Origin of the sequence: Bifidobacterium vansinderenii (assembly GCF_002234915.1) — a bacterium.
Classification (GTDB): Bacteria; Actinomycetota; Actinomycetes; order Actinomycetales; family Bifidobacteriaceae; genus Galliscardovia; species Galliscardovia vansinderenii.
Window position 1 is genome coordinate 26,386 of sequence record NZ_NEWD01000038.1, and the last position, 24,190, is coordinate 50,575.

At 63.3% G+C, this 24,190-nt stretch carries 16 protein-coding genes; 11 read left to right on the forward strand and 5 right to left on the reverse strand.

What is annotated here, in order from left to right:
* The first annotated feature begins 54 nt into the window (after nt 1-54).
* The 3 genes from Tam10B_RS11000 to Tam10B_RS11010 are packed head-to-tail and all read left to right on the forward strand — an operon-like array spanning nt 55 to nt 3,957.
* Nucleotides 55-1,080 carry an ABC transporter permease gene (locus tag Tam10B_RS11000; RefSeq protein ID WP_233133711.1) on the forward strand — a complete coding sequence of 342 codons (1,026 nt, stop codon included), beginning with the start codon at nt 55-57 and terminating at the stop codon, nt 1,078-1,080.
* A gap of 1 nt (nt 1,081) precedes the next feature.
* Complete coding sequence (locus tag Tam10B_RS11005) at nt 1,082-2,215, forward strand: ABC transporter permease (RefSeq protein WP_093961284.1); 1,134 nt, start codon at nt 1,082-1,084, stop codon at nt 2,213-2,215.
* Nucleotides 2,216-2,217: 2 nt separating this feature from the next.
* Nucleotides 2,218-3,957, forward strand: a complete 1,740-nt coding sequence (locus tag Tam10B_RS11010; RefSeq protein WP_093961430.1) for a dipeptide ABC transporter ATP-binding protein — start codon at nt 2,218-2,220, stop codon at nt 3,955-3,957.
* Nucleotides 3,958-4,074: 117 nt separating this feature from the next.
* Here Tam10B_RS11010 and Tam10B_RS11015 read toward each other — a convergent pair whose 3' ends face one another.
* Complete coding sequence (locus Tam10B_RS11015; RefSeq protein WP_158214209.1) at nt 4,075-5,325, reverse strand: ROK family transcriptional regulator; 1,251 nt, start codon at nt 5,323-5,325, stop codon at nt 4,075-4,077.
* A 234-nt stretch (nt 5,326-5,559) separates the two neighbouring features.
* Between Tam10B_RS11015 and Tam10B_RS11020 the strand changes: the two genes are divergently transcribed.
* The 5 genes from Tam10B_RS11020 to xylA all read left to right on the forward strand — a co-directional run bounded on the left by Tam10B_RS11020 (nt 5,560) and on the right by xylA (nt 12,738).
* On the forward strand, nt 5,560-6,234 hold the full coding sequence (locus Tam10B_RS11020) for a nucleoside/nucleotide kinase family protein (RefSeq protein WP_093961286.1): 675 nt from the start codon (nt 5,560-5,562) through the stop codon (nt 6,232-6,234).
* 36 nt (nt 6,235-6,270) lie between these two features.
* Nucleotides 6,271-7,503 carry an MFS transporter gene (locus Tam10B_RS11025; protein WP_093961287.1) on the forward strand — a complete coding sequence of 411 codons (1,233 nt, stop codon included), beginning with the start codon at nt 6,271-6,273 and terminating at the stop codon, nt 7,501-7,503.
* A gap of 187 nt (nt 7,504-7,690) precedes the next feature.
* Nucleotides 7,691-9,322 (forward strand): ABC transporter substrate-binding protein, encoded by a 1,632-nt coding sequence (locus tag Tam10B_RS11030; RefSeq protein WP_093961288.1) that lies wholly within the window; start codon nt 7,691-7,693, stop codon nt 9,320-9,322.
* A gap of 266 nt (nt 9,323-9,588) precedes the next feature.
* The gene (locus Tam10B_RS11035; RefSeq protein WP_093961289.1) at nt 9,589-11,208 is read left to right on the forward strand and encodes an ABC transporter substrate-binding protein; all 1,620 of its coding nucleotides are present in this window, start codon (nt 9,589-9,591) and stop codon (nt 11,206-11,208) included.
* Nucleotides 11,209-11,388: 180 nt separating this feature from the next.
* Nucleotides 11,389-12,738 carry a xylose isomerase gene (xylA, locus tag Tam10B_RS11040; RefSeq protein ID WP_093961290.1) on the forward strand — a complete coding sequence of 450 codons (1,350 nt, stop codon included), beginning with the start codon at nt 11,389-11,391 and terminating at the stop codon, nt 12,736-12,738.
* A gap of 259 nt (nt 12,739-12,997) precedes the next feature.
* On the opposite strand, the gene Tam10B_RS11045 is transcribed toward xylA, so the two are convergent.
* Nucleotides 12,998-14,524: a xylulokinase gene (locus tag Tam10B_RS11045; RefSeq protein ID WP_093961291.1), complete on the reverse strand. Its 1,527-nt coding sequence runs from the start codon at nt 14,522-14,524 to the stop codon at nt 12,998-13,000.
* Nucleotides 14,525-14,778: 254 nt separating this feature from the next.
* Between Tam10B_RS11045 and Tam10B_RS11050 the strand changes: the two genes are divergently transcribed.
* Complete coding sequence (locus Tam10B_RS11050; protein ID WP_093961292.1) at nt 14,779-16,077, forward strand: ROK family protein; 1,299 nt, start codon at nt 14,779-14,781, stop codon at nt 16,075-16,077.
* Nucleotides 16,078-16,181: 104 nt separating this feature from the next.
* Here Tam10B_RS11050 and Tam10B_RS11055 read toward each other — a convergent pair whose 3' ends face one another.
* The 3 genes from Tam10B_RS11055 to Tam10B_RS11065 all read right to left on the reverse strand — a co-directional run bounded on the left by Tam10B_RS11055 (nt 16,182) and on the right by Tam10B_RS11065 (nt 18,856).
* Entirely contained in the window at nt 16,182-16,463 is a 282-nt protein-coding gene (locus tag Tam10B_RS11055) for a hypothetical protein (protein WP_093961293.1), read from the reverse strand.
* A gap of 270 nt (nt 16,464-16,733) precedes the next feature.
* Nucleotides 16,734-17,234 (reverse strand): NUDIX hydrolase, encoded by a 501-nt coding sequence (locus Tam10B_RS11060; protein ID WP_093961294.1) that lies wholly within the window; start codon nt 17,232-17,234, stop codon nt 16,734-16,736.
* Between the two features lie 2 nt (nt 17,235-17,236).
* The gene (locus Tam10B_RS11065; protein WP_093961295.1) at nt 17,237-18,856 is read right to left on the reverse strand and encodes an aminopeptidase P family protein; all 1,620 of its coding nucleotides are present in this window, start codon (nt 18,854-18,856) and stop codon (nt 17,237-17,239) included.
* 255 nt (nt 18,857-19,111) lie between these two features.
* On the opposite strand from Tam10B_RS11065, the gene Tam10B_RS11070 reads away from it, so the two are divergent.
* Nucleotides 19,112-20,527: a bifunctional folylpolyglutamate synthase/dihydrofolate synthase gene (locus Tam10B_RS11070; RefSeq protein WP_093961296.1), complete on the forward strand. Its 1,416-nt coding sequence runs from the start codon at nt 19,112-19,114 to the stop codon at nt 20,525-20,527.
* Nucleotides 20,527-24,120 (forward strand): chromosome segregation protein SMC, encoded by a 3,594-nt coding sequence (gene smc, locus Tam10B_RS11075; protein ID WP_093961297.1) that lies wholly within the window; start codon nt 20,527-20,529, stop codon nt 24,118-24,120. The genes Tam10B_RS11070 and smc overlap by 1 nt, the downstream gene beginning before the upstream one ends.
* The last annotated feature ends 70 nt before the right edge of the window (nt 24,121-24,190 follow it).

Genomic DNA, 24,190 nt, shown 5'->3' on the forward strand with positions numbered 1-24,190 from the left:
GAGCAGCCGCAGAAAACAGCGGCTGACACTCCTGAGCAACCCAAGAAAAACAGGATATCCGGCGGGTTCTTCCGATTCGTCATCGTCCGATTCCTGCTCATCATCCCCACCATCTTCATTCTGGTCACCATCGTGTTCTTCGTGATGCGAGCCACCGGTGACCCCATCACCGCGGCCCTCGGCGGACGACTCACTCCGCAGGAGCTGCAGGCCAGAATCCACGCGGCCGGCTATGACCGACCGCTCATCGTGCAGTACATCGACTATCTCGGCGACCTGCTGCACGGCGACCTCGGAACCACGCTCACCGACAACCAGCCGGTGATCTCCGTGCTCAGCCGTTACGGCGCCGCTACCTTCGAGCTGGCCATCATGGCCCTCATCATTGCGCTGATCGTCGGCATCGGTCTGGGCCGTATCGCAGCCCGCCGCCGCGACCGCGCCGTGGACGCTGGCATCCGTACCTTCGCCATCCTCTGCTACGCGACCCCCGTGTTCTTCCTGGGTCTGCTGCTCAAGCTCATCTTCTCCGTGTGGCTGGGCTGGCTGCCGAGCTCGGGCCGTTCCTCGCTGGCCTCCGAAATGCAGTTCAGCCGTCTGGTCTCGCCCACCGGCCTGTACATCATCGACGCGCTGCAGCTGGGCGACATGACCGTGCTGGCCGACGTGCTCCAGCACGCCGTGCTGCCCGCGCTGGCTCTGGGTCTGCTGACCGCCGGCGTGTTCATCCGTCTGGTGCGCACCAACGTGATCAGCACCTACACCTCCGGCTACGTCGAGGCGGCCCGCTCCCGCGGCGTCTCCGAGAAGCGCCTGCTGAGCAAGCACGCCTGGAAGCCGGCCCTGATCCCGATCATCACCGTGATGGGCATGCAGATCGCCCTGATGCTCGCCGGCGCCGTGCTCACCGAGACCACCTTCGAATGGAAGGGCCTCGGCTTCATGCTGTCCACGTATCTGAAGGCGCGTGACTTCACCGCCGTGCAGGGCATCGTGATCCTTATCGCGATCATCGTGTCGGTGGTGAACTTCATCGTCGATGTGATCAGCGCCCTGATCGACCCGAGAGTGAGGTACTGACATGACCGCCGCCAATTCCACGCCCACCGTTCCCGGTGACGATCGTCTCGCCGAGCTCAAGGCCAAGAACCAGCAGTCGTTCTTCTCCAAACTGCCGATCGTCAAGCAGCTGCGCATCGCCGTCGGCTGGCAGAAGGGCATGCTCATCACCGGTCTGGTGCTGTGCGCGTTCTTCCTGCTCGTGGCCATCTTCGCCCCGCTGATCGCACCCTACGGCTACTCGCAGATCAAGGACGCCAGCGGCAAGGCGTTCCCGACGCAGGCGGCGCCGAGCGCCGACCACATCTGGGGCACCACCGTGGGCGGCTTCGACGTGTTCAGCCGCACCGTGTGGGGCACCCGCACTGCCGTCATCGCCATCCTCGTGGCCGTGGTCTGCTCGATCTTCATCGGTGTGATCCTCGGTCTCGTCTCCGGCTACTTCGGCGGCTGGGTCGACCGCGTGCTCGTGGTCATCGCCGACGCCATCTACTCCTTCCCGTCGCTGCTGCTCGCCATCCTCATGGCCATCATGATCTCCGGCGGCCAGTCCGGTCTGTGGGCCGGCATCCTCTCGTCCGGTCTGTCGATCACCGTGGTCTACATCCCGCAGTACTTCCGCACCATCCGTGCCGAGGTCGTGCGCATGAAGGAATCCGCATTCATCGAATCCGCCCGTGTGATCGGCGCCCCGACCTGGCGCATCATGACCAAGCACCTGCTGAAGAACTCCACCCGTACGCTGCCGGTCATCCTCACGCTGAACTCCTCCGAGGCCATCCTGACCCTCGCCGGTCTGGGCTTCCTCGGCTTCGGCATCGAGCCGACCGCCGCCGCCGAATGGGGCTACGACCTCAACCGCTCCGTCTCCGACGTGACCGCCGGCATCTGGTGGACCGCCGTGTTCCCGGGCGTGGCCATCGTGCTCATCGTGCTCGGCATCACGCTGGTGGGCGAGTCCCTCAACGATCTTGCCGATCCGCGACTGCGCGCCCGCAAGTCCGCCGGCGAGGTCATCGGCAGCATCGAGGACACCTCCGTCGACCCGTCCACGCAGAAGGACGCGGCCGAGGTCGTCTTCACCGATCCGAAGGTCGCCGCCGACCCCGCCGCCGGCGAGGCCGAATCCACGTCCACCGCGAGCAAGGGAGAATGATCATGGCTGATTCCGTGAAGAACACTGCCAATGCCGTGAGCGACGGCGATCTCGCAGCGATCAAGGACCTGAGCGTCTCCTTCGTGACCGACGCCGGCCCGATCAAGGCCGTGGACAAGGTGAACCTGACCATCCCGCGCAAGTCCATCGTGGGCATCGTGGGCGAGTCCGGCTCCGGCAAGTCCGTCACCGCGCGCTCCATCCTCAAGCTGCTGCCCGAGACCGCATCCACCGCTGGTGCCATCTATCTCAAGAGCCGTGACGGCTCCAAGGAGATGGACGTGCTCTCGCTGTCCGGCGAGGACCTGCGCAAGATGCGCGGCGAAGAGGCGGCCATGGTGTTCCAGGAGCCCAATTCCGTGCTCAACCCCGTGTACACCATCGGCTGGCAGATCGCCGAGGGCCTGCGTGCCCACGGCATCACCGACAAGCACGAGCAGCGCGCCAAGTCCATCGACATCCTCAAGAAGGTGGGCATCCCCGACGCCGAGACGCGCATCGACTACTACCCGCACCAGTTCTCCGGCGGTCAGAAGCAGCGCATCGTCATCGCCATGGCGCTCGTGCTCAACGCCGGTCTGATCCTGGCCGACGAGCCGACCACCGCACTCGACGTGACCGTGCAGGCCGAGATCCTCGACCTGCTGCGCATGGCCCGCGACGAGTTCGACGCCTCCGTGCTGATCATCACCCACAACATGGGCGTGATCGCCGACGTGGCCGACGACGTGATCGTGATGTACCGCGGCCACGTCGTAGAGCAGGGCAGCGTGGAGCAGATCTTCTACTCCCCGCAGCACGACTACACCAAGCGACTGCTCGCCGCCGTGCCGCGCATCGGCCAGAAGCTCATCGTCAAGGACGAGAACGGCAACGTGATCGACCGCAAGGTGGACTGGCGCACCCAGCCCATCGCCGTCAAGGCCCGCGGTCTCGAGATCACGTACCCCGGTCACCTGATGCAGCCCGACTTCAAGGCCGTCAAGGGCATCGACTTCGACATCCACCGTTCTGAAGTGGTGGGTCTCGTGGGCGAGTCCGGTTCCGGCAAGTCCACCACAGGTCGTGCCATCGCCGGCCTGCAGCGCATCTCCGGCGGTTCGCTCAACGTGCTCGGCATGGAGATGAAGGGCTTCAAGGAGCGTGACTTCAAGCCGAAGCGCGCCGACATCGGCTTTGTGTTCCAGGACCCGGGCAGCTCGTTCAACCCGCTGATGACCATCGCGCAGAACGTGGCCGAACCGCTGCTTGTGCACAAGAAGTACGATTCGCTGGCCTCCGCCCGCAAGTACGTGGAGGAGCTGCTCGAGATGGTGCAGCTGCCCAAGGCGTACATGGACCGCTTCCCGCATGAGCTGTCCGGCGGTCAGCGTCAGAGGGCCTCGCTGGCCCGCGCTCTGGCGCTCAAGCCGCCGCTGCTGATCGCCGACGAGCCTACGTCCGCGCTGGACGTGTCGGTTCAGGCTAAGGTGCTTGAGCTGTTCAAGCGCCTGCAGGTGGAGATCGGCTTCGCATGCCTGTTCATCACCCATGACCTCGCGGTGGTCGACATGCTTGCCGACCGCGTCATGGTGATGCACAAGGGCGAGATCGTGGAGCATGGTGACACGGACGATATTCTGCGCAACCCGCAGAACCCGTACACCAAGAAGCTGCTCGCCTCGCTGCCGATCCCGGACCCGCGCGAACAGGCCAAGCACCGCGAGCATCTGCACGCCCTGCTTGCCGAGGAGAACAAGTAGTCTCTCTGCTGAACGCCGGTGAGGTCGATCGTCAAAGGCCCGCCCATATGAGATTTTCATATGGACGGGCCTTTGTGCTGCTTGTGGTGGGGAGAAACCACGACCGTTTTTGTATCCTCAGCAGGAGGACCGGGCGAACCGACGCAGGAACTCCAATGATGTCAGTCCCTGATCGATGGCCGCGTACGCCAGTCCGATGATGCCGGCGCGTACCTCGTCGTCACAGGATTCGATACGCAGCGATGTGGTCGCCAACGGCTGGGCGCGGGCCCATACGCGTTCGCGAATGCCGCTCATCAGCAGCTCGCCGCAATGTGCAAGTTCACCGCCGACAATGATGGTCGACGGGTTGGTCAGATTGACGCATGCGGAAACCACATCACCGATCAGACGTCCCGCTCGACGAATCAGCTGTATGGTTTCGACGTCGCCGTTTTCGGCGAGGTCTACCACATCCGACAACGTATGCACGTGCTTGCCGGCATCTCGCATGGCCTGCAACACGGCCCATCCTCCGGCGGTGGCCTCCACACAGCCGATGTTGCCGCACCGGCATGGACGATCAGAGCCGTCCTCGCCGAATACGTGGATGTGTCCGATATCGCCGGCCGCGCCGCCCGAGCCATGCATGATGGCTCCAGAGGATATGACACCGGCGCCCAGACCCATGCCAGCATGCACATACAGCAGATCGTCGACCATGCGTTCACCGTTGCCGGCCAGTTCGTACGCCTTGTATAGGGCGCGGACATTGGCGTCGTTTTCGACGAATGCGGGCACATGATAGCGCGCGGAGAAGTGGTCGCGCAGATTGTGGTTCTCCCAATGGCGCATCACTGGGGCCTGGATGATGTTGCCGGTGGTCGTCTCGACTCGTGTGGTCACCGCCACGGATACAGCACACAGTCGTGGCATACGTTCATGGTCGCCTTGTCCAGCACCATCGTCGGTATCGGTTTCGGAGACATCGGCCAGCATTGCATCCGCTGCAGCGTGAATCAGGTCGAGCGTCTCCTCCGGTCCGTTTTCGGCGCCGGATTCAATGGTCCGGGTCAGGAGGGGGTGCCCGGATAGATCGCACAGGGCGAGCGTGGTGATGGTGGTGGCGATATCGACGGTGAGAATGACAGCGCATGAGGCGTCGAAGGCGAATCCCTGCGCGGGACGGCCACCGGTCGGACTGGGCAGGGCCGATGGCCGCACTATGCCGATCGCGACGAGTTCATCGATGCGCTTGTTCACGGTGGGACGTGCCCATCCGGTTGCAGTGCCGATCTCGCTACGCGTCATCGCCCCGTGTGTGCGAAGTCGGGTGAGCAGTTCGAGCGTACCCTCATTGAGGTTTGTGCTTTCCTCCACTTTGGTCATGATTGACAGCATACTCGCCGGCCAATATGACAATATCTTCACATTTATTTGTCTTCTTTTGTATATGTATATACAAAAGAGTGCTATTCTTATGTATTGCAAGGAGGATTACGGATAGCGGTGAAGCTTTCGTTCCAAGAGGTCCTTCGGCGATGACGGCAACGTCGTAAAGTCCGTGCGACGTCATATCGCAATGGCGGCGAATGCCACCGATTTCCATAGGAGGAAACGACAATGACAATCCATATTAAGAATCTCGATGAGGCCAAATCCCGAGTGGAATCCATGCTCGCCTCCCGCGAGCGTGTGATTCTCGGCATCGTGGGCGCTCCTGGCGCCGGCAAGTCCACATTGGCCCGGCTACTGTCCGAGGCATTCTCCGATGGCATCCCCGGTATCGGCGAACCGGTGGATCATTTCGCAGCTTGGGTACCGATGGACGGTTATCATCTGGCCGACGTCGAATTGAGGCGTCTCGGTCGATTGCAGCGCAAGGGCGCCATCGATACGTTTGATGCACGGGGCTACCGCTCCTTGCTCAACCGGATCCACGCCGGCGAGGATGGCGTGATCTATGCTCCGATGTTTGAACGCGATCTCGAACAGCCGCTCGCCGGTGCGATCCCTGTGTTCCCGTGGACGCGTCTTGTGGTCACCGAAGGCAACTACCTGCTGGATGAGACCGATGCATGGAAGGACGTGCGTGCCGCCATGACCGAGGTCTGGTACGTCGATGTTGATGACGAACTGCGTCACGAACGTCTGGTCGAACGGCATATCCAATTCGGAAAGAAGCCGGAACAGGCACGCGCATGGGTTATGGAGGTCGACGAGGTCAACGCCCGTCGCATTGCGGCCTGCCGTGATCGTGCCGACGCCACCGTTTCCCTGCCCCCACTGGATCTGTAAACGTTCTGAATCGCGACGTCATGAAGGAATAACGCAATGAGCAACACAATCGTCAAGTCCGGCTTTTCCAAAATCGCACCGGTCATGCTGGCATTCTTCGTCATGGGCTTCGTCGATCTTGTCGGCACGGCCACCAATTATGTCAAAGCCGAATTCACACTGGCCGACGGTACCGCGAATCTGTTCACCACCATGGTGTTCTTCTGGTTCCTCATCTTCTCCGTGCCGACCGGCATTCTAATGAACAGAATAGGCCGTCGCAGAACCGTGCTGTGGTCCATTCTCATCACGCTCGTGGCTATGGCCCTGCCGATCGTCGCATACGTCGTCTACCCTGCAGGGTCGTCTATCCGACTGGCGCTGATCGTTGCCTCCTTCGCGTTTCTCGGCATCGGCAACACCTTGATGCAGGTATCGCTCAACCCACTGCTGACTGTGTTCGTCAAGGGCGACAATCTCGCTTCCACACTGACCACGGGGCAGTTCGTCAAGGCCTTCGCGTCCCTGTTCGCTCCGTATATCGCCGCATGGGGATTCGGTAGGCTGAACATGTGGTGGATCCTGTTCGTGATCTATCTTGCAGTCGGTGTCATCGGCTATGTCTGGCTTGCCTTCGACCGGATTGAGGAGCCTAATCCCGACTCCGGCTCCACCACTATCGCGCGTTGCTTCGGACTGCTGTTCTCCGATCGCGTCGTACTCCTGTGTTTCCTCGGCATCGTCGCCCATGTGGGCATTGATGTGGGCGTCAACGCCCAGGCTCCGCGCATCCTCATGGAGCATACGGACATCGCCCTGACCGTCGCCACCAACGCCACGATGGTGTACTTCATCGCGCGCATGGTCGGATGTCTCGTCGGCGGCGTGGCACTGAAGAAAGTGAGCAATGCATTCGGTTTGCGTGTATGTGGTGTGATCGTGACGCTGGCCATGGTCTGCTTTGCGATCTTCGCCCTGATTCCATCCAATCCACCGCATTGGCTGTTCTGGCTGGCCATCGCGCTCATCGGTTTCGGCAACTCTAACGTGTTCTCGCTATTCCTTTCCCACGCGCTCATGTACCGTCCGGAACGCCAGAACGAGATTTCCGGTCTCATGCTCATGGGACTGATCGGCGGTGCGGTCTTCCCGCCGCTCATGGGCGTCGCAGCTGACGTGGCCGGACAGTTCGGAGGTATTCTCGTGATGGCCGTGGGCTGCGTCTACATCCTTGTCGTTTCCCTCGCCCACAAGGTCCTCGAGGGGGATCGGTTCGCTTTGGTTTCGTGACGGGTTCCGTCGTCGGTCCGTCGGTGTTTGTGATCGAACCGTATCCGGGAAATGCTCGCCGAGGAAACAAAAGACATCTGTTTGGTTGTTTCAACTAACGAAGGGGAAACCGAAGCGCAACATGACAGACGGATAGTCAGGGCAATCCCGCACATCGAGCGGGAGCGTCAGGAGGAAGACGAATCCCATGAATATCAAGAAGATCGGAGCGGCCATGGTATCCGTGGCCGCTGTGGCGTCGCTGGCAGCATGCGGCGTCAAGGATGGCGGATCGTCATCATCATCGTCCGGAGACACGCTGACCATCGGCACCACCGACAAGATCGTGAGCCTCGACCCGGCCGCGTCCTACGACAACGGTTCGTACGCCGTGCAGATCCAAGTGTTCCCGTTCCTGTTCGCTCAGGACTACGGGCAGTCCGACATGAGCCCGGATATCGCCGCCGATGATGGCAGTTGGAGTGCGGATGGCACCGAGTTCACCGTGAAGCTCAAGTCTGGTCTGAAGTTCGCCAACGGCCACAAGCTCACCTCCTCCGACGTGAAGTTCTCGCTCGACCGTATCAAGAAGATCAACGACGAGAACGGCCCCTCCTCGCTGCTTGCCAACGTGGAATCGGTGGAGGCGCCCGACGACACTACCGTGGTGATCAAGGATTCCGTGAAGAACGACGTCACGTTGAAGCAGGTGCTGGGTTCGCCGGCCGGTCCGATCGTGGATGAGCAGGTGTTCAGCGCCGACAAGGTAACCGACGCCGACACCATCGTCAAAGGCGATGCGTTCGCCGGTCCGTACAAGCTGACCTCGTTCAAGCTCAACGAGGCGCTGGCCTATGAGAAGAACGATTCGTACAAGGGTCTGACCCCGGCCAAGAACAACGCCGTGCAGGTGAAGTACTTCGCCGATGCGTCCAACCTCAAGCTCGCCATCCAGCAGGGGCAGGTGGACGTCGCCTACCGTCAGCTCACCCCGACCGACATCGCCGACCTCAAGAAGGACAGCAAGGTCAAGGTCGTCAATGGTCCCGGTGGCGAGGAGCGCTTCATCACCTTCAACATGAAGATCATGCCGTATGGCGAATCCCAGCCGGACGCTGACGCCAGCAAGGCCAAGGCCGTACGCCAGGCGGCGGCCAATCTGATCGATCGCGAGGCACTGTCCACGAACGTGTACAAGGGCACCTACACCCCGCTGTATTCCTTCATTCCCGACGGTCTGTCCGGTCATGACGACACGTTGAAGAGCGCGTACGGCGACGGCAATGGCAAGCCGAGCGTGGAGAAGGCGAAGAAGGTGCTCGAGGACGCCGGCGTCTCCACTCCGGTAGAGCTGAGCCTGCAGTACAACGCCGAGCACTACGGCGCGAGCTCCGCCGACGAGTATGCGGCCATCAAGTCGCAGCTGGAGAACGGCGGCCTGTTCAAGGTGAATCTGCAGCAGACCGAGTGGACCCAGTATCAGAAGGAGCGTGTGGTGACCGAAGACTCCGATGGCTCCTATCCGGCCTACCAGCTGGGGTGGTTCCCGGACTATTCGGATCCGGACAACTACCTGTCCCCGTTCTTCCGTGACGGCAACTTCGTGAACAACGGCTATTCCAACAGTCAGGTCAACGATCTGATCGTTCAGCAGGCCGGTGAGCAGGACAAGTCCAAGCGCGAGGATCTGCTCAAGCAGATCCAGCAGCTGGAGACCGAGGACATCTCCACCCTGCCGCTGCTGCAGGGCGCGCAGGTGGCCGTGACCGGCACGAACATCTCGGGTGTCAAGCTTGATGCTTCGTTCCGCTTCCGCTATGCCTCGGTGACCAAGGGCTGAGCGGCTGACCGACGTTCAAACGGCCGTATCCGGGAAACGGGTGCGGAGTGATTCCATGACGGTGCCCATGGAACGCTTCGCACCCGTTTTTTCATGTTCTCGATGATTTGCCGCCGTCGTCATGCATCATGCCATAATGAAACGCGGTCATTGGACGAATCTCATCGGATGGGGAACATAGCAGGGGGATATTGGCGTTGACGTATCTGTCATCGAAGCATCATGGCACGCATCATGACATGTCGGAATCGAAACGGCCGGGACGGATGGGGACTCTGCTCGGCGCATTGCTGATGACCGTGTCGTTGCTGCTGCTGTCGGGCTGCGGGGGAGTGAGGCCCGATTCGACGATCTCCGGCGACGTCATATCCATCGGCACCACCGACAAGGTGAACATGCTCGACCCGGCAGGCACCTACGAGACCGGTTCGTACGCGGTGTTCATCCAGATCTATCCGTTTTTGTTCTCGCCGGACTATGGGCGGTCCGATATGAGTCCGGACATTGCCACCGATGATGGCAGTTGGAGTGCGGATGGCACCGAGTTCACCGTGAAGCTCAAGCCTGGCCTGAAGTTCGCCAACGGTCATGCGCTGACGTCCTCCGACGTGAAGTTCTCGCTCGACCGCATCAGGAGGATCAACAGCGCCAACGGACCGCTGCCGCTGATGGCCAACATCGAATCCGTGGAGGCTCCGGACGACACTACCGTGGTGATCAGGGACTCCGTGAGGAACGACGTCACGTTGAAGCAGGTGCTGGGTTCGCCGGCCGGTCCGATCGTGGATGAGCAGGTGTTCAGCGCTGGCAGGCTGACCGACGATTCCGTCATCGTCGCATCCAACGCGTTCGCCGGGCCGTATATGCTGACCGATTTCAAGCTCAATGAATCCGCGATCTACCGGCGCAACACCGCGTATCGAGGGCTTACCCCGGCGCGGAACGGCGCCGTGCAAGTGCGGTACTTCGCCGATGCCGCCAATCTCAAGCTCGCCATTCAGCAGAGGCAGGTGGGCGTGGCGTACCGGACGCTCACCCCCACCGATATCGCCGACCTGCGGCGTGACTCCAACGTGCGGATCGTCACCGGTCCTGGCGGCGAGGAACGGTATCTCGTCTTCAACATGAGGATCATGCCGTACGGCGAGGCCCGTCCAAACGCCGACCAGAGCAAGGCGCTGGCCGTGCGCGAGGCGGTCGCGGAGCTGGTGGACCGGACGGCGTTGGCGAAGGGCGTGTACAAGGGGACGTATACGCCGCTGTATTCCTTCATTCCCGACGGTCTGTCCGGTCATGACGACACGTTGAAGAGTGCCTATGGCGACGGGAATGGCAGGCCGAACGTGGGAAAGGCGAGGAAGACTTTGGCGGATGCCGGTGTGTCCACCCCGGTCGAACTCGATCTGCAGTACAACACCGACCATTACGGGGCCACGTCGACCGACGAGTATGCGGCCGTGAAGACCCAGTTGGAGAACGGCGGCCTGTTCCGGGTGAACCTGCAGCAGACCGAGTGGACCCAGTACACCAAAGACCGCGTGGTGACCGACAAGTCCGACGGCTCGTATCCGATCTACCAGCTGGGGTGGTTCCCGGACTATTCGGATCCGGACAACTACCTGTCCCCGTTCTTCCGCAGCGACAACTATCCGAGCAACGGCTACCGGAACGCGCGCATGGACGAGCTGCTGGCGGCCCAGGCCGGCGAGCAGGACGCCGCCAGGCGCGAGGATCTGCTCAGACAGATCCAGCAGCTGGAGACCGGGGACTTGTCCACCGTCCCTCTGCTGCAGGGCTCACAGGTGGCCGTGACCGGCAGGGACGTTTCAGGGGTGAGGCTCGATGCCTCCTTCCGCTTCCGCTACGCCTCGGTGACGAAGAACTAAGCGATTTCCGCGACACGTCAGGCCAATAATAAGTTTTTTGATTTGACAAACATTATTTAATGGTTTTACTATATAGGTGTTCGCGGCGGACGGACGAGGTTCCCGACAGGTCGCGAGATGGTGCATCATCGCGATGCAAGGCAAAAAATGGCTTTGCCAGACAAGAGCAAAGGAGTTCTCATGGCACTGTGGGATATCGACAAGATTCCGTTCGTCGGCAAGGAAAAGGGTCTGCAGCAGGGCCTCGGCTTCCACTACTACGATGCCGACCGCGTGGTCGCCGGCAAGAAGATGAAGGACTGGCTGCGTTTCGGCGTCGCCTGGTGGCACACCTTCGACGCCGAGCTCGTCGATCCGTTCGGCGTGGGCACCGCGCATCGTCCGTGGCAGGGCAAGTACTCCGATCCGATGGACGAGGCCCTCGCCAAGGTGGACTACGCCTTCGAGTTCTTCACCAAGCTCGGTGTGGAGTACTTCTGCTTCCACGACCGCGACATCGCCCCCGAGGGCGACACTCTGCGCGAAACCAACGCCAACCTCGACAAGGTCGTTGACAAGATCGAGGAGAACATGAAGTCCACCGGTGTCAAGCTGCTGTGGAACACGTCCTCCCTGTTCACCAATCCGCGCTTCGTGGCCGGCGCATCTACCTCCCCGTACGCCGACATCTACGCCTACTCCGCCGGACAGCTCAAGCATTCTCTGGAGATCGCCAAGCGTCTCGGCGCCGAGAACTACGTGTTCTGGGGAGGACGTGAAGGCTACGAGAACCTGTGGAACACGCAGATGAAGCGCGAGCAGGAGCACATGGCCAGGTTCTTCCACATGTGCCACGACTACGCCAAGGAGATCGGTCTGGACGCCCAGTTCCTGATCGAACCGAAGGCCAAGGAGCCCACCACCCACCAGTACGACTTCGATGCTGCCACCGCCATCGCGTTCCTGCGTGGCTACGATCTGATGGACATCATGAAGCTGAACCTGGAAGGCAACCACGCCAACCTGGCCGGCCACACCTACCAGCATGAGATCCGCACCGCCCGCGACGCCGGCGTGCTCGGCTCCCTCGATGCCAACCAGGGCGACAAGCTGCTCGGCTGGGATCTCGACGAGTTCCCGACCGACCTCATGGAGACCGTCTCCGTGATGTGGGAGGTGCTCGACGAAGGTCAGATCGGCCCCCACGGCGGCCTGAACTTCGACGCCAAGCCCCGTCGCTCCTCCTTCTACGCCGAGGATCTGTTCCGCTCGCACATCGCCGGCATGGACACCTACGCCGCCGGCCTGCTCGTGGCCGCCAAGCTGCACGAGGACAAGGTCATCGAGAACCTGACCGCCGACCGCTACAGCTCCTACGATTCCGGCATCGGCGCCACCATCGAGAACGGCACCGCCACGCTGGCCTCCCTGGAGGAGTACGCGCTCGACAAGCCGCAGTCCGAACTGATCGCCGCCACCAAGTCCGACCACCTCGAGTGCGTCAAGGCGACCCTCAATAATTACATGATCCAGGCGCTCGCCGAAGCGTGATATTCGGCCTTCTGAAACCGGCCTCGTAAGAGAAAGCCCGGTGTGTCCCAGTGTGTGGGGATGCGCCGGGCTTTTCTGATGCTTCTTTGTCGCACGCGTGCGTCGAATACGCCGCGCGGGAGGGTCTTTAAGTCCTTTTTGACGCATGCGTGCGACAAAGAAACACCGTACCGCCCTCTCCGGTGCTCAACCGACGCGAACGTGCGTCAAAGAAGCACCGAAGAGGGCGGTACGGTGGGAGCTCGATATGTGGCCCTGCTCAGCCGCGACGCCGGGCGTAGGTCTCGTAGACCTCGGGTGCCGGCTCGGCGGACTCGACACCATCGATTGTGATCCGCCACGCCGGGGGTTCGGGGGCCGTTTCCGAAGCGGTCTGGGCCGCGGCCAGCACCCAGGCCGCCTGGCGTGCCGCACCGATGGCCACATATTCGTCGGTTGCGGGCAGTGTCACATTCATGCCGAACACGGCGGGCGCGAGCGCGCGCACGGCCGGAGACTTGGCGCCGCCGCCGATCAGCAGAATGCGGTCGATGCGGGCGCCGAGCGCGCGCACCAGTTCGATGCAGTCACGCTGCGAGCACAGCAGCCCTTCCACGAACGCCCTGGCCAGATTCTCGCGCGTGGTGTTCGTCAGTGTCATTCCCTCCAGACGGGCCGTGTCGTTCGGACGGTTCGGCGTGCGCTCACCGTCGAAATAGGGGATCAGTGTGATGCCGCCGGCGCCGGGCGTCGAGGCGAACGCCAGATCGGCCAGCTCGTCGTAATCCACGCCGAGCGCGTGACGGCCGGCGTCAAGGATGCGCGAACCGTTGATTGTGCAGGCGAGCGGTAGGAAATGCCCGGTGCAGTCGGCGAACCCGCTGATCGCACCCGTGAGGTCGTATGTGGGATGTTCGGCGATGGCCGCGGCCACGCCGGACGTGCCCAGTGACACCGATATGTCGCCGACTCCCATCGACAGACCGAATGACGCCATGGCGTTGTCTCCGCCGCCGGGGCCGATCAGGCATCCTCCTTCGACGTCGCTGCCGGCGATCTCGGGCGAGGCCTTGACGGGTGCCATCTCGGCCGGACCCAGTACACGAGGCAGTATGACGTCGTGACGGCCGAGCGCCATATCGAGCAGATCGAGACGATATTCGTTGGCCGCGGCGTCGAAGTAGCTGGTGCCGGAGGCGTCGGAGCGATCGGTGAACAGCGCGTCGAGATGTGCGTCCTCGCCGTCGGCGACCGGGCCGTAGCCGGCGATGCGCCAGCTCAGCCAGTCATGCGGCAGGCAGATCGCGGCGATGCGCGCCGCGTTGTCCGGCTCGTTCTCGGCGACCCATGCCACCTTGGTCAGCGTATAGGATGCGACAGGGGAGGATCCCACCGCCTTCACCCAACGCTGTACGCCGCGCGCGTGAATCGAGTCTTCGCCGTCTCCGTCCGGTTCGTCGTCCTCCGCCGGAGCGGCGCCGAGTGCGCGGATCAGTGCCTCGGCTTGCGGCGCCGACCGGGTGTCGTTCCACAGCAGCGCGTCGCGGATCACGGCGCCGTGCTCGTCGAGCAGGACCATGCCATGCTGCTGTCCGCCGACGGCGAGCGCGGACACGTCATCGAGGCCGCCGGCCTTCCGGGACGCTTCGAGAAAGGCGTTCCACCATGCCTCGGGGTTCACGCTGGTGCCGTCGGGGTGCTTCGCCGAGCCGAATCGTACGAGTTCCCCCGTCTCCGCGTCGGTGACGCGCACCTTGCACGACTGCGTGGAGGTGTCGATGCCGGCCACCAGAATCCGCTCTGTCATAACCGCTCCCGTCTGTTCGTTTCTGCCGAATTCCGTCTTCCAGTATATCAGTTAATTAGACGAAAAAACTAAATGGTGGGAAGTGGTGCTGGTTTTGTTGGGCAGCTGTGGATCGCAACGTATTGAACATGTCTGTTGTAAGGTAGGAAAAGCACTTAGTTCAACGACGTTCCAAAACCGACATATATGCGGCGACAAAGCATGGCCGGTACGGCGCCGTATGACATGGATCATAGGATCAAAAGGACACAGTCATGCCGAGATCACGAAGCATCAATCAGGACGATCTGCGCAACCATAATCTGTCGGTGGTGCTGACCACACTGCTGCAGTCGGATTCGCCGATGAGCCGCGCGCAGCTGGCCAAATCCACCGGTCTGACCAAGGCGACCCTGTCGCTGCTGTCCGACATTCTGCTGACCAACGAAGTGGTGGAGGAGCTGGACCCGCTGCAGAAGTCGGGGAACGGCCGTCCCAGTACCCCGCTGGCGTTCCGCCCGGGCTGCTGGGTGGGCATCGGCATGCAGATCAACACCGACGGCTATGGATATACCGTCACCGATATCGCCGGCGAGACCGTGATGGGGGAGTGGGAGGATCGGTCGATGACCGGTGTGACCCCCGACGAGGCATTCGCCGCGCTCGACGAGCTGCTGCTGCCCGCGGAGGCCACCCTCAAGCGTCGCAATTACCGTATCGTAGGCGCCGGTCTTGCCCTGCCTGGCCTGATCGCCGATCTCGGTGCCGGTGAGCAGCGTCTGCTCATGGCCCCGAATCTGGGCTGGACGGACATCGATCTGCATCAATACGATGTGGTGCGCCGACTGGAAGCGCTGGCCGATAACGAGGCGAATCTCGCCGCCATTGCACAGATTCCCGGATACGCGTCGTGCCGGCCGACCGCGCAGGTCGAGGATGTGGCACGGGAGACGGAGCGCGAGCGTGCCGAGGAGAGCGGGCGGCTCGAAGAGGCGCTGTCGCCCAACGACTCCTTCCTGTACATCTCCACCGATGTCGGCGTGGGCGGTGCGTTCGTGCGTTCGGGCTCGCTAGTGCGCGGTGATCACGGGTTTGCCGGTGAGCTCGGCCATGTGTCCGTGGATATGAATGGTCCGCAGTGCCGGTGCGGCAGGCGGGGATGCCTGGAGATGTACGCCGGTCGACGCGAACTGGTGCGTGCCGCCGGGATTGCCGACGGCGACGAGGCCGTACAGGGCCGATACGTGCAGGAGCTTCATGACCGGTGGCGTGACGGAGACGACAGGGCGGTGAATGCCATCGATCAGGCGTTGAACGCCATGGCCTCCGCGGCGGCGACGGTCATCAATGTGCTGGACGTCGACACCATCGTGCTTGGGGGATTCTGGTCCGTGTTCGGCGAGGATCTGGCCGCTCGGTTGCGTGAACGCGTCACTCCGCAGCTCCTTGCCGGAGGATCGATCGATCTGCGGGTGCTGTCCTGCGCATCGGATGAGCATCCGGCGCTGCATGGTGCGGCCGCCTATGGCCTGCGCCGTTTCATCGAACGACCGATGGACTACATGGACCTCTGACGGAAGATCCGGTGAACGCATGATGGGGGGCGGTCCGACTGGGAATACAGCCGACCCGCCCCCATCATGCGTTTCGATCACTGATCCAAAACGACCGGTCATCGTCAGCGGAAGTCGAAGATGTCCCAGTGCGAGGCGAGGAAATCGTTGATCGGGCGCAGATGGCCGATCACGTATCCGACGATGGCGGTGATCAGAATCACCCAGGATTCGGCGTCCGAGCCGATGAAGTACATGCAGATCAGCATGCCGATCAGCGCGATCACGAGCACGAGCGACAAGCCCATCTGGGCGCCGTCCATCATGCGCGCGCTGGTCGGCAGCGACGCGAACAGCACACCGATCACGAACGCGAGGATGCCGAAGATGATGGTGAGAACAGACATGGATTCCTTTCGATAGAGAGTGGGTGGATGATGCGGGGAGGGGCTTCGTTGGCGATGGTCCCGCATCTGATGGGAGGCCGGAGGGCATGGAAGGATTCCCTCCCTGTCACGGCATACGCAGGTGTCGGGCCCTCCCTCAGTCCGGCTGCGCCGGCCAGCTCCCTCCCTCGGAGGGAGCACATGCTCTTTCTCTTCGTTCTCCCTCCTGGGGAGGGAGATGCCGTGGCGCAGCCATGGCAGAGGGAGGGCCCAACACCCAGTCCTCAGCGTCTACTCCAGCGAGAACAGGGCCTTTCCGTTGCCGGCGGCCTTCCACTGGCGCACGTATCCCATGCGCTCCACGGTGGTCGCCGCCAGCGGCGAGGGCAGGTCGTCCACGTCGAACCAGCCCACGTTCAGGCTCTCGTCGTCGCCTACGAACGGGTCGGCGTTGCCGCCTTCGGCCAGCCTGCAGACGAACAGGTGATCCATGTACATGGCCTGATCGCCGTTGCCGTACGTGAGCATGCGCGTGGACGACTTGACGGACACCAGGTCGGTGGGCACGCAGTCCACGCCGGTCTCCTCCTTCACCTCGCGCACCACGGTCACGGCAGGCTCCTCGCCGGGCTCGTTGATGCCGTACACCATGGCCCATTCGCCGGTGTCGCTGCGACGGCCCAGCAGCACACGGCCGTCGGCATCCTCCACGTAGGCGGACACGCCGATCAGCCACAGCGGGTCATGGCCGATCTTCTTGCGCAGTTCGAGAATGAATTCCGGGGTCGCCATGCTCAGCGCTCCTCGGCGCCGGAGCCGGCGGCACCGGCCGCGGCGCGTTCGGCCATCCACGCCTCCACGTCGTCGGGCTGCTTCGGAATGTCGTGGCTGATCCACTCGGGGCCGTTCTCCGTCATGAGCACGTCATCCTCAATGCGGATGCCGATGCCGCGGTATTCCGGCGGCACGAGCAGGTCGTTCTCCTTGAAGTAGAGTCCCGGCTCGATGGTGAACGTGATGCCCGGCGTGATCGGACGCTCCTGATACGACTCGAAACGGGCCTGCGCGCAATCGTGCACGTCAAGACCCAGATGGTGCGCCACGCCACAGGCGAGCCAACGGCGATGCTGCTGGCCTTCGGGGGAGAGGGACTCCTCCACGCTCACCGGCAGGATGCCGAACTCGTGCAGCGACTCGGCGATCGAACGCATCACCGCATCATGGATGTGATGGTAGGTGACGCCGGGCTTGGCGGCGTCGAATCCGGCCTGCTGCGCCTTGAGCACGGCCTCGTACAGGCGGCGCTGGAACGGCGTGAACTTTCCGTTGGTGGGGAAGGTGCGGGTGATGTCGGCGGTGTACAGGCTGTTGACCTCCACGCCGGCGTCGATGAGCAGCAGATCACCGGAGTCGATGCTGCCGGTGTTGCGCACCCAGTGCAGCGTCGCGGCATGGGCGCCGGAGGCCACGATCGTCTCATAGCCCTCGTCGTTGCCCTCTTCGCGGGCGTTGGCGTTGAACGCGCCCTCGAGGATGCGTTCGCTGCGCGGCTTGTCGAGCGCGCCGGGCAGCGCGGTGAGCATACGGTCGAAGCCTCGCTTGGTGGCGGCCACGGCCTTGCGGATCTCGCCCACCTCGTACGAGTCCTTGACCATGCGGGCCTCGGCCGCGTACTCGTGCAGACGGTCGTCGGCGGCACGGTTGCGGTCGGGGTCGGCCCAGCCGTTCTGCTCGCGGATGAGCTCCACCTCGCCGGTGATCTGCGGGTCGGCCTCGCGCACCACGCGCAGCTGCACGGCGCCCTCCTCCGGGCCCACGTCCTTGGACAGCGCGTCGGACAGCTGCGAGATGTCACGGGTGTTCAGTCCGGTCATCGTGGTGAATTCCTTGAGACCCGGGCGGGCGCCCACCCAGTATTCGCCGTAGCCGGAACGGTAGTAGTCCTCGGTCGTCTGATCGGCGCGCGGCTTGAGAAACAGCGTGGCGGTGTGCGTGCGTCCGGCCTTGGCGTCTTCACCGTCCGGGTCCACCGGGTCGAGCACCAGCACGGCGCCCGCCTCATAATCCTCGCCCAGTCCCGTGTAGTAGGCAAACGTCGTATCCGGGCGGAACGCGTAGTCGCAGTCGTTGTTGCGGGTCTTGGGCTGACCGGCCGGAATGACGATGCGGCTGCCGGGGAACCGCTTGCCGAGCGCCTCAAGACGTGCGGGAATGTACTTGCTGGACTCCAGCGGCGTGACGCCGGGATCCACCTCGCCCCAGCCCTCGGTCATGAACTTCCTGAACGATTCCGAACGCGGGGAGAGCGTGCGGTTCGCCACGCGCTCGCCCACGGCCTGTGCGCTCAGCTCCTCCTCATCCTGCTGATACCTTTTCTCCGCCTGTGCGCTTCGCGTCTCGTCGCTTGCCGACATCGCGCCGCTCCTTTCGATCATGCCCGTGCAGCGTCCGCATGACGTCTGCATCGCTATCGCTCATCTTAGGAGATGCTTCACGCGAATGGCGTTCATCATGCCACCGGCGTCGTCACGATGTACGCCCGTCGCGTATGGGCACCCATGGTCACAGCGATTGCCTAGAATACATCGAGCATCGATGTGCATCGACCATTGCCGTGCGCATCGGATACTTCAGACGTGACGCGCGGAAAGGGCATGAAGGCAAGAGGTATGTCTTTCGAACATCCGAACACTGCAGGAACAAGCCTCAACGAGGTGTATCGCACGATCATGAAGCGGGCTCCCGAGCACGATTTCGATCCCACGCTCGACCGCATGCAGATGATGATGGATCTGCTGGGGCATCCTGAGCAGTCGTTCCGTGTGGTGCACATCACCGGCACGAACGGCAAGGGCTCCACCGCCCGTATGGTCGAATCGATCTGCCGTCACTACGGACTGCGTACCGGACTGTACACGTCGCCGCACGTGGAGTCGATCACCGAGCGCATCTGCATCGACGGACAGCGCCTGTCCGACGACGAGTTCGTCGACATCTGGGATCAGATCAAGGACTTCGTGGACCTGGTCGACGCCAAGTCCGTCGAGCAGGGCGGTCCGAAGATGAGCTTCTTCGAGGTGCTCACTGCCATGGCCATCTGGGCGTTCGCCGACGCGCCGGTCGATGTGGCCGTGATCGAGGTTGGCATGGGCGGCCGGTGGGACGCCACCAACGTGCTCAATGGCGACGCGTCGATCATCGGTCCGGTGGACATGGACCACATGCAGTGGCTGGGCGACACCGTGGAGCAGATCGCCACCGAGAAGGCCGGCATCGTCAAGCCCAACTCCACCGTGATCGTCGGCCCGCAGACCCACGAGACCGTGCTGCCGATCATCGAGGACGCCGTACGCGAGCAGGGCGCACAGGGACTGGCGCGTGACGGCCAGGAGATGGAGGTCGTCTCCCGTCAGCTCGCCGTCGGTGGTCAGATGGTTACGCTGCGCACGCCGAACGGCGTGTACGAGCAGGTTCCCGTCGCCATGTTCGGCGAACATCAGGCGCACAACGCCCTGTCCGCGCTCGCCGCGGCCGAAGTGGTGATCCCGGTCAACGGCCCGCTCGACGGCGACGTGGTCGCCGAGGCCCTGGGCAGCGTGAAGGTGCCCGGCCGCATCGAGGTGGTTCGCAACTCGCCCACGATCATCGTGGACGGCGGCCACAACATCCAGGCGGTCACCGCACTGCGCGAGGCCATCGAGGAGAACTTCTCCTTCCAGCACCTCATCGGCGTGGTCTCCATGATGGCCGACAAGGAGGTCGAGTCCGTGCTCGGCATCCTCGAGCCGATCCTCGACACCATCGTCGTCACCCAGAACTCGTGGACGAGCCGCGTCATGCCCGCCGAGGATCTCGAGAAGATCGCCATCGACGTGTTCGGCCCCGACCGCGTGATTCGTAAGGACTTCCTGCCCGACGCCATTCAGGCCGCCGTCGATCTCGCCGACGAATCCGACGAGACGGGCATCGGCTACGGTCAGGGCGTCCTCGTCTGCGGCAGCTTCGTCACTGCCGGTGACGCCCGTCATCTGCTGAAGGAACAGCCGAACGCCGACCTCGCCAAACCGAAGTCGGAGCGCGCCTAGTGTATCTCAAGGAACTCACGCTCAAGGGCTTCAAATCCTTCGCCTCCGCCACCACGCTCCGCTTCGAGCCCGGCATCACGGCAGTGGTGGGGCCCAACGGCTCCGGCAAGTCGAACATCGTCGACGCTCTCACTTGGGTGATGGGCGAACAGGGTGCGAAGAACCTGCGCGGCACCTCCATGGAGGACGTCATCTTCGCGGGCACCACCTCGCGCCCTGCACTTGGCCGTGCACAGGTGTCGCTGACCATCGACAACTCCGACCGCGTGCTCGACATCGACTACACGGAAGTGACGATCAGCCGCACCATGTTTCGCGGAGGCGGATCCGAATACGAGATCAACGGCACGCCGTGCCGTCTACTCGACATTCAGGAGCTGCTCAGCGACACCGGTCTCGGCTCGCACATGCACGTGATCGTCGGCCAGGGGAGGCTCGACCAGATCCTGCACGCCGACCCGACCGGCCACCGCGCGTTCATCGAGGAGGCCGCCGGCATCCTCAAGCATCGCAAGCGCAAGGAGCGTGCACTGCGCAAGCTCACCGCCACCGAAGCGAATCTGGCGCGTCTCGACGATCTGCTCGGCGAGATCAGACGACAGATGGGCCCGCTGGGACGTCAGGCTCGCATCTCGCGCAAGGCCGACGCCATCCAGGTGTCCGTGCGTGACGCGCAAAGCCGCATCATGGCCGACGACGCCGCGCAACTGATCGAACGGAGAGACGCCAACCGCGAGGAACTCACCCGCGTACGCGGCGAGCTCGCCGGTGAACAGCGCACACTGGCCGAAGTCAAGATCCGTATCGAACAGGTGGAAGCCGCGTCGCGCGAATCCTCGCCCGCCATCGCCGCTCTCACCGCCACCTGGCACGAAATGAGCCAGATCCACGAACGGCTCGAGTCATTGGCTTCCTTGGCCGACGAACGTCGCAGCTCACTGCTCGGCCAGATCACTGAAAACCTCGGCGAAGACCCGGAACTGCTCATACACCGTGCCGACGAGCTCACCGCGCAGGCCGACGACCAGCACGCCAAAGCCGCCGAAACACAGCAGACGCTGAAGCAGGCGCAGGAGCACCGCGCCGAGCTTGAACGTCAGCTCGCATCCCTGCGACAGACCATGGCCGAGCTGCGCAAGAGCACCCGCGAACGGGAAAGCCGCATCGCGCAGCTTCGCGAGCTCATCGCCCGTGAGGAGGCGCTCCTGCAATCCGCCACGGCACAGCGCGACGACATCAACGGCCAGCGGGACGCACTGCACTCCCAACTGGAAACCGCCGTCGCCGAACAGGGTGAGCTTGAACATCGAATCCCCGAGAACGACGAACCCGACGACACCGCCCTTGTCGAAGCCCGCACGGCACTCGAACAGACACAGGCGCAGGTACGCGAACTCGAGGATCATCGCCGCGCTGTGGAAACCCGCATGGTCTCGCTCAACGCCAAGGCCGATGCGCTCGCCGACACCCTCGACGGACGCAACGCGGCAGGAGCGCTGGAACAGGACCCGCAGACAGGCGCGCTGGGCCATCTCACCGACTTCATCCAAGTGGAGGACGGCTGGGAGGAGGCCGTCTCCCACGCGCTCGACGTGTTCGCCGGCGCGATCGTGGTGGCCGACGACACAAACGTCGACCATGCGCTGACCCGCGCCAAATCGGACAGACTGGGCAAGGCGGTCCTGCTCAGGACCCTCTCCGCGGAGGAGATCGCGGACGCCGATCCGACCCATCCAATGGGTCAGCTGGGTCAGCGAGAAACGGATACCGCCGACCGTGCCGATATTCCCGGCATCGCCGACCTCATCCGCATCAACCCGAACGCCGAGAACGCCGATGCTGCGCAGGGCACGGTCCGTGCCGTACGCCATCTCGTCGCCGATGTAGCGGCCGCCCGCTCGCGCGACGAGGCGATGCACGCCGTACGTCACGGCTGGCAGGCCGCGGTCACCATGGACGGGGAACTGTTCCGTGGCGGCGTGGCCGCGGTCGGCGGCTCGGCGCTGGCCCAAAGCGATTTGAGCCTAGCGGCACGACGCAACCGTGCACTGGCCGACGTGGCGAAACTGAGCGACGAGCTCACCGCGCTGGACGCCGATCTGGCCGAAGCCAAGGAGCGGTCGGAACAGGCGTCCGAGCTCGTGCAGAACGAGCAGACCCTGCTCGCCGAACGTCGTCTGCAGATCCAGCAGTCCCGGCAGATGCTGAAGACGGCGGGGGAGAGGACGGCGTCGCTGCGTGCCAGGCTGGAGACTCTGGAACGCAAGGCGTCCGCTATCGACGAGGCACAACAGGAGCACACGCTCAAGCTCAACGATCTCAATCGGGCCATGACCTCCATGAACGACGCCCACGATGCGCATGCGGACATCGACGATCTGGACGTACGCGAACACGAGCTGGACACCATGCTGGCCACGGCCCGCAATGACGAGCTCGCCGCCACCATGGCTTGGAACGAGGCAACGCGTCAGGCACAGTCGCTCGTCCGCCAAGCCGGATTGCTTCGCGACAACGCCCATCAGGCGGAACAGCGCCGCATCAGGATTGAGTCGTTGAACGCTAGGCGTCGCAAGCAGGCCGATCAGGCAGCCCGCATTGCCGAACGCGCCAAGGCGGTGGCCGCCGACCTCGCGAAGCGCATCGGCCAGGTGGAGGAACGGCGCGCCATGGAACAGCGGTCCGCCGCCAGAAACGACGACGAGCTCGCCGACCTGCGTGCGCGCCGCGACCGTCTGGAACCGCGCGTGGTCGACCTGCGCGGCCGGGAGCACGGGCTCGACATGAATCGGGAACGCATGGCGGCCGACTACGAGCAGCTCGCCACCCGCATCTCCGAGACGCTGGGTATGACCGTGGATGAGGCCGTGCGCGACTACGGTCCCGACCAGCCCGTGCCGGTGCTCGACGAGACCGGCAACCCGAACGGACAGACCGTCTACGTGCGCGACGAACAGGTGCAGCGACTGGAACGAGCCAAACGCGATCTCATCAGACTCGGCAAGGTGAACCCGCTCGCCACCGAGGAGTATGACGCGCTCAAGGCCCGCAACCAGTATCTCAACGACCAGCGCAACGACGTGGCCCGCTCCCGCGACGACCTGATGGCGTTGATCAAACAGCTCGACTCCACCATGGTCGACGTATTCCGCAAGGCGTTCGACGACACCGCCGAGGCGTTCACCACCATGTTCGGCGTGCTGTTCCCCGGCGGTCACGGCACGCTGAAGCTCGACAATCCGAACGATCCGCTCAATTCCGGCGTGATCGTGCAGGCCCGACCGGCCGGCAAGCGAGTAAAGCGCCTGAGTCTGCTGTCCGGCGGCGAGCGTTCGCTGACCGCACTGGCGTTCCTGTTCGCGATCTTCACCGCGCGTCCCAGCCCGTTCTACGTGATGGACGAGGTGGAGGCCGCGCTCGACGACGTGAACCTGACCCGTCTGCTCGACGCGTTCGAGAAGCTGCGCGAGCACGCTCAGCTGATCGTCATCACGCATCAGCAGCGCACGATGGGCATTGCCGACGCATTGTACGGCGTGACGATGCGTGCTGACGGCGTCACCGCCGTGGTGAGTCAGAAGCTGGAACGGTAGTCACAGCCCATAGCAGAAAGCGGCGTTGTTGCAAGCGCGATATTGATATCGCTTGCAACAACGCCGCTTT